Raw genomic sequence first — 7,083 nt, 5'->3', positions numbered from 1 at the left:
GCCACCATGATCTTGGCCAGGGACTGCGAGGAGCCGTTCTGGAATTCATCCCAGATGAATTTCCCAAGCCCCGGGTTCTGCGCCAGCATCTCCGCGGCGATCAACACCATCCAGCCAACGCCGAGCGACAAGCGAAGACCGGTAAAAATCAACGGAAGCGCCGAGGGCAGCACCAGCTTGGTGACGGTTTTCGCCGTCGGGAGCTGCAACACACGGCCGACATTCATCAGATCCTTATCGACCGAGGCAACGCCGAGCGCCGTATTGATCAAGGTTGGCCAGAGCGAACAGAGCGTGACCGTCACGGCAGAAATAACCAACGATTTGGGAAGCAATTCCGACGGGTCCGCGTAAGCGGCGGAAATAACCATGGTAACAATGGGTAGCCACGCAAGCGGCGACACCGGCTTGAAAATCTGGATCAGCGGATTTATGGCGCCGTTAACCGACTTCGAAAGGCCTGACGCGATCCCGAGCGGGATGGCAATGAGCGCCGCAATCACAAAACCCAGGCCAACCGTGAACAATGATGTGAAGATCTGATCAATATAGGTCGGCTTGCCGGTATAGTCGCGGTACTTGACCATATCGGGCGTGCCTGCCGCGATCAGCTTGTCGTTGCGCACGTCCTGACGTGCGTAGAAGGCGTCGGCCTTCTCCCGTTCGCGCACATGATCATGCCAGAGATTGACCGTCTGCTCCCAGACCTGCGCCGGTCCCGGAATGGCTCCGAGCGACGTTTTCACCTGCGGCGCGAAAACGGCCCAGGCAAGAAGAAAGAGGCCAATTCCAATCAGCGGAATAAACAATACGCGGCGAAGTTCGGCCAGCTGTTCCCTCGGACTCTCGCCGATTGCCATCTTGATCATCGGCGTTACCCAGGACAAGCCCAGCGCATCGAGCCATCCCGATGCCCGGTTGACGATAGAGAATAACCTTTCCCTCTTCGCGATTTTCTCAGCCGACAAGCCAGCGGCAATAGCTTCATTTGCAGTGGATTCGGACATTAATTATTCCTTTTGCAATTTTTAGATACTGACGCACCCGAGGGTACGGATGCGCCCCTTTTACTAAAAGGTTAGCCGCCGGTAACAAGGCCGCCGCTGACTTTTTCGCCGGACTTCAGGCCGATTGTGAGCGAGTTGATATAGGCGTTGGGGCTATGCCCGTCATACTGGATATTGTCGATGAAGGCGGATGTTGGTTCGCGATAACCGTCTGTTTCCCAAGGAAAATCCGCTTTGTCGACATGGCCGTCCTCGACCAGCAATTGCGCCGCTTTCAGATAGATGTCCGGCCGATAGACAGATTTTGCGACTTCGTCATACCAGGCATCATCCTTCTGTTCGGCGATCTGGCCCCAGCGGCGCATCTGCGTGAGATACCAGATAGCGTCAGAGTAATAGGGATACGTCGCGAAATAGCGGTAGAAGACATTAAAGTCCGGAACCTCGCGCTTGTCGCCTTTCTCATATTCGAAGGTGCCGGTCATCGAATTGGCGATAACCTCGGCGTCGGCCCCGACATACTCTGAGCGCGCCAAAATCTCTACGGCTTCCGGGCGGTTGGCGTTGTTGTTCTCATCCAGCCATTTGGCGGCGCGGATAAGGGCCTTCGTCAGCGCGAGAGTGGTGTTCGGATATTTCTCAGTGAACTCTTTCGTGACGCCGAAGACTTTTTCCGGATTGTTCTTCCATATCTCATAGTCTGTAATCACCGGCACCCCGATCCCCTTGAAGACGGCCTGCTGGTTCCAGGGTTCGCCAACGCAATAGCCGACGATGGTGCCCGCTTCCATAGTCGAGGGCATTTGCGGCGGTGGCGTTACTGACAGCAGTGCATCGGCCTTGATCTGTCCCGATACATCGGTCGGTGAATAGAAGCCCGGATGGATATTCCCGGACGCGAGCCAGTAGCGAAGCTCATAATTATGGGTCGAGACGGGAAAAACCATTCCCATGTTGAACGGTTTTCCATCTGCCTTGAATTTATCGACCACGGGCTTCAGCGCCTCGGCCTTGATGGGGTGGACAGGTTTGCCCTCCGCATCCATGGGAACATGCTCTTTCATCATTGCCCAGACTTCATTCGAGACCGTGATGCCGTTGCCGTTCAGATCCATGGAAAATGGCGTCACAATATGCGCCTTCGTCCCGAAACCGATTGTTGCGGCAAGCGGTTGCCCGGCCAGCATATGAGCGCCATCAAGTTCGCCGGTGATGACACGATCAAGCAAAACCTTCCAGTTGGCCTGGGGCTCCAGGGTGACGAATAGACCTTCATCCTCAAAATATCCCTTTTCATAGGCGATGGCGAGGGGCGCCATATCTGTGAGCTTGATAAAGCCGAACTTCAATTCGTCCTTCTCGACGGGAAGCATCTCGGCTTTGGCAATTGTCAGGCCGGATATCATCATCACAGAAGAGGCCGCCGCGACCATGAATGTTCTGCGCATGAAATCTACTGGTTTCATCTCATCTCTCCTCTTTCACCTGTCTCGTCAGGCCAGATCAAAAAAAAAGCCGCCTACCGCTCAATGCACCGGAGGAAACCGGTGTCATCGCGATGGGCGACCTTGCCAAAATAGCGCCCGTCATTGGACGCTTATAGGGTGACTAATCTTCAGTCTGCCTTTTACCAAGCACGTATCGTGCCAAAACTTAGCAAAAAGTTAATATTAATATATTTCAATATGTTATGGGATTTTTGTGAACTAGATTACCTCAAAGAATCTAGCCCGACCTGCCAAAAAATTGTGCAGTGCGCAAAAATCAGGCTCAACTCCGCATCATTTTATGGCGGATTGGGAGCGGATGTAGTCTTCAATTTTTTCAGGATCAAACGGGGCGCCATCGAAGAACCCGTCCGGACCGAGATAGAGGGTATTTTTGCCCGCGCCGACCGCCGTAGCGTTCGTAAGAGCGCCTTCAACTTTCGAGTTTGCAGCCGGAACCGGGATTTCCATCCGCGTCGCTGCCCGCCTGAAAATATCTGGAGCAAAACTCGCCGCAGCGCGCGCCGCATTCTCCTCGCTGAAAGAAGCCTGGCCCCACCTTACCATCTGGCTGTAGTACCAGAGCGCATGGCTGCGCCAGGGAAAATTGGCGGCCCGCGCGAAAGTCGTAAAGAAATCTGGATCCTGTATCCGCAGCCGGTTCGTGATTGCAATATCACCCGAAAGCGCAGGCAGGATAACCTCAACAGACTGGTCAAGGTACCGGGGCTCCGCAAGAATACTGGCGAGTTCGTGATGGTTTTTCGGATTGGCACACCAAATGGCGGCGCTAACAAAACTGCAAACAATCCGGTCAAGAAGCTCAGGGCATGCAGTCGCAAACCGATTATTAACACCGAGAACTTTCTCCGGACTCGATTGCCAGAGACGCGACTTCGTTGTCAGGATGACACCTGTTCCGGCAGCAACGGAAGCCGTATTCCAGGGCTCACCCACGCAGTAGCCATCGATGTTGCCCTGGGCGAGGGCATCCGGCATGAAGGACGGCGGTAGCACCACAATCTGCAGGTCTTTTTCAGGATCGATTCCGCAAGCTGAAAGCCAGTAGCGAAGATCATAGTTGTGGCTGGAATAGGGATGAACGACGCCGAAAACCAGATCCGGCAGGTTCCGGGCGCGGCGTTTTTCTATCAACGCGACAAGCGACTTCCCGGCAATTTCCGGATTAAGTGAGTCGTCATACCCGTTTTCACCCAACGTTTCATAGAGCGTTGTCGAGACCGTCACCGCATTGCCACCAAGTCCGAGCGCCATCGGCGCCAGTATCTCCACCGGCACAGGTGACAGGCCAATCGCGGCGGCGACGGGCATCGGCGCCAGCATATGGGCAATATCGAAATGCCCGACCGCCATCCGGTCACGGATATTAGCCCAGGAGATTTCCCGCGCGAGTTCAAGGTCAATATCAGCTTCTTCCGCAAATCCCTTTTCGCGAGCGGCAATCAGTATGGCCGCATCTGTAAGCGGTATGAAGCCTGCCCTAACTTTATCCATTTGCCCGCTTCCTATTCATCTACTTCTCGTTCATCAGGTTTTCGGCGGTTACAAGGCTCTGCGCAATATCTGCGATTTTCCGGTTCTGGGTCATCGCGGTTTTGCGGAGCAGCCTGTAGGCCTCGTCCTCATTGATATTCTTCGCTTTCATCAGAATGGCCTTTGCCCTGTCAATCACCTTCCGTCCCGCTAGCTCATCGCGCGCGTCCTGAAGCTCCCGCGACATCCGCGCAAACGCATTGAACCGGCTGATTGCCATATCAAGGATGGGCTTGACCCTCTCCTTCGTCAGTCCGTCAACAATATAGGCGGAGACGCCCGCATCAACCGCCGCCTCGATCGAGGTCTGGTCCGACTGGTCAACGAACATTGCAATCGGCCGTTTCACCGTCCGCGACAACTGGAACATACTCTCGAGCAGGTCCCTGTTCGGGTTTTCAAGATCAATAACGATGACATCGGGGGAAATCTGTTCGATATGCCGCGCCAGCCCCAAAGTTTCACCAATCACATGCACCTGCTCGTAGCCAGCTTCGCGCAGGCCCGCTTCAATGATGGCCGCCCGGATCTTGTTTTCGTCAACCAGAAGGACTGAGGGAATAGAAACTGTCATATTGTATTTTTGCGCAGGCGAAATAATTGTGCAATGCAAAAAATCATTGGGTAAGTTTCTGGGAATTATCCTTATCCAGCCCGGCGCTCCATATGACAATCCTCCTGAAACAGGGCGTCAGAGACGAATGGGGAAATCTACAGAATGTGGCCTCAACGGAGCGTCTCTGCGATCCCCGGATAACGCCAAAGGCCCCTGAATGAGTGGTGGAGGTAGCTGGCTCGAGCGAACCCGTCTCCGCAATATTTCCTGTTTAACAGGGAAAAAACAGGAATTTTTAGACAATTTTACCTGATTTGAGCTCCAGACACGGCCTAATATACTGTTTTTATTATGTATTATCTATAACCCTAACAAAGTTTAACGAGGAAATTGAATTAAAGATCAGGGAACTAATATTTGAAAACAAGGTATTTTTCTTCTTCTCATTGTCGCTTTGACACCCTCTGTCCCGCAGGGGAACAGAGGTTATATCAGAGAACACAGTTACCTAAATCGGGCAGTCTTTGCGGAAATTCGGTGCCCGCTTTTCCCGGTGCGAGGCAACGCCTTCCTTCACGTCATCTCCCATGAAGCCGAGCATTTCAAGCGCGGTCGAGGCATCAAAGATCGGTCCTGCCTGACGCAGCCAGTTATTAAGGGAATATTTCGTCCAGCGGATGGCGCTTTGAGACCCATTGGCAAGGTCCGTTGCGATACCTAGTGCTGTCTCCTGCAACTCCTCATCCTCGACACACATGGACACCAGACCGATGCGCTCTGCTTCTTCACCTGATACCTGTTTGCAGGTCAGCAAATAGTATTTGGCCTTAGCCATACTACACAGAAGCGGCCAAACAATTGCGGCGACATCACCCGCCGCAACGCCGAGCCGGGGGTGGCCATCAACAATTTTTGCACGCTTTCCGGCTATAGAAATATCAGCCAGAATGCCGACGACCAGCCCCGCACCTGCCGCCGGACCGTTAATTGCGGAAATGATTGGCTTATTGCAATTGATGATATTGTAAACGAGATCTTTTGCTTCTTTCCAGGTCTTCATGATCTCATCAAAATTTCCGGTCATTTTTTCGATCAGCCCGAAATCACCGCCCGCCGAAAACGCCTTGCCTGCCCCGGTGACGATGACGGCGTTGATGTCTGGATCGCGGTCAATATCGCGCCAGATATCCGTCATTTGAGTATGTGTTTCCGCATCTACGGAATTAAACGTTTCGGGATTACTAAACGTAATTCTCAAAACACGCTCCGCGGGATAGTCAAATTTCAGTTTGGTATAGGCAGCATAACGATCAGTCATTTTATTCGTTCTTTCTTCTCTATCGGATCTATCGAACCATCATCGCCGATGGGACATGTGAACAGGGTATGAATGCCGGGTATTTTCAGGAGACCATCAGCGCGACTGGTGTTCCCGCACTGGCGCGCTTCCCACCATAACAATGTCTTCGTCAAAGCTGATATACTCCCGGCGTCAGGCTTGCTTTCTCTTCATTCGATTTCCTAACAAGTGTTAGATTAATGCGCAGGCACCCCGAATGTCAATCCAGAACATGACGCGTAAACCCGCGAATCACCTTACGGAAGGCCCGCGAATTGCCGACCATCCGCCTTATCCGCCGATGGACATATTCGATGTGATGCCGCCATCTACAGTGAAGATCACACCCGAAGTATAGCTGGACCGATCTGACGCCAGAAAGGCGAACAGATCGGCGATCTCACGCACCGTCGCCGCCCGCCCACGCGGGTAATTAGCCAATAGCTCGCCATAGCGGTTTTCGTCGCCCCAACGCTCTTTCGCGCGAGCTTTCATGATCTTGTCGATGCGCGTGGTGGCAACCGGTCCCGGATTGACGCCAACAACGCGGATATTATCCGCCAGGCTGTGCCCGCCCATCGCCTTGGTGAAGGCCATCAGCGCCGCATTCCCCGTGGTCCCCGCGATATAGCGGAAATCGAAATTCTCGCCGCCATTACCGATATTGTTGAGGATCACGCCATGCCCGCGCGCCTTCATGCTGGCGTAGAAGAGCCGGGTCATGTCGATATATCCCATCACCTTGACGTCCCAGCCCGGGCGCCAGTCATCGACCCCGACCTGCCACAGATCTCCGCCCGGTATGGCCCCGGCATTATTAACCAGAATGTCGATGTCACCGGCGGCGGCATGCAGCTTGTCGATGTCCCCTTTTTTCGTAAAATCGGCCGGAAAATATTCCGCCTTGACGCCATGCGCCTCCGTCACGCGTTTAGCAATGGCTTTCAGGCGATCCTCCTGCCGGGCTGCCAGAAACAAGTCTGCCCCCTCTTCCGCGAACACTTCCGCCAGACCTTCGCCAATGCCTTGCGATGCGCCCGTGATCAATACCCGTTTTCCCTTAAGCCCCAGATCCATTTTCCTAATCCCTGTTTTTTCTGCGTCGCGTCATGACGGTTCTCCCATGCTGCTTCCCACCAG

At 53.7% G+C, this 7,083-nt stretch carries 6 protein-coding genes; all 6 read right to left on the bottom strand.

Annotated elements, in window-relative coordinates:
* Positions 1-1,007 (bottom strand): ABC transporter permease (locus P1U71_RS07760; protein WP_301105003.1); only part of this gene is annotated, 1,007 nt, incomplete at its 3' end.
* A 71-nt stretch (positions 1,008-1,078) separates the two neighbouring features.
* Positions 1,079-2,416, bottom strand: a complete 1,338-nt coding sequence (locus tag P1U71_RS07755) for a CmpA/NrtA family ABC transporter substrate-binding protein (protein ID WP_367281145.1) — start codon at positions 2,414-2,416, stop codon at positions 1,079-1,081.
* Between the two features lie 372 nt (positions 2,417-2,788).
* A complete protein-coding gene (locus P1U71_RS07750; RefSeq protein WP_301105001.1) occupies positions 2,789-4,009 on the bottom strand; it encodes a CmpA/NrtA family ABC transporter substrate-binding protein in 1,221 nt (406 codons plus the stop codon).
* Between the two features lie 19 nt (positions 4,010-4,028).
* Positions 4,029-4,622, bottom strand: a complete 594-nt coding sequence (locus P1U71_RS07745) for an ANTAR domain-containing response regulator (RefSeq protein WP_301105000.1) — start codon at positions 4,620-4,622, stop codon at positions 4,029-4,031.
* A gap of 490 nt (positions 4,623-5,112) precedes the next feature.
* Positions 5,113-5,922: an enoyl-CoA hydratase/isomerase family protein gene (locus tag P1U71_RS07740; protein ID WP_301104998.1), complete on the bottom strand. Its 810-nt coding sequence runs from the start codon at positions 5,920-5,922 to the stop codon at positions 5,113-5,115.
* Between the two features lie 312 nt (positions 5,923-6,234).
* Positions 6,235-7,020: an SDR family oxidoreductase gene (locus P1U71_RS07735; RefSeq protein ID WP_301104996.1), complete on the bottom strand. Its 786-nt coding sequence runs from the start codon at positions 7,018-7,020 to the stop codon at positions 6,235-6,237.
* Between the last annotated feature and the right edge of the window lie 63 nt (positions 7,021-7,083).

The sequence above is a fragment of the Sneathiella sp. genome (assembly GCF_029233945.1).
In the GTDB taxonomy this organism is placed as follows: Bacteria; Pseudomonadota; Alphaproteobacteria; order Sneathiellales; family Sneathiellaceae; genus Sneathiella.
Note: the sequence above shows the minus strand (reverse complement) of the source record. Positions and strands in the feature narration are given on the sequence as shown.

Bases quoted from the DNA above. Each gene is read 5' to 3' on its own strand.
- P1U71_RS07755 (WP_367281145.1), bottom strand. From the start codon at position 2,416: ATGATGATATCCGGCCTGACAATTGCCAAAGCCGAGATGCTTCCCGTC.
- P1U71_RS07750 (WP_301105001.1), bottom strand. From the start codon at position 4,009: ATGGATAAAGTTAGGGCAGGCTTCATACCGCTTACAGATGCGGCCATA.
- P1U71_RS07745 (WP_301105000.1), bottom strand. From the start codon at position 4,622: ATGACAGTTTCTATTCCCTCAGTCCTTCTGGTTGACGAAAACAAGATC.
- P1U71_RS07740 (WP_301104998.1), bottom strand. From the start codon at position 5,922: ATGACTGATCGTTATGCTGCCTATACCAAACTGAAATTTGACTATCCC.
- P1U71_RS07735 (WP_301104996.1), bottom strand. From the start codon at position 7,020: ATGGATCTGGGGCTTAAGGGAAAACGGGTATTGATCACGGGCGCATCG.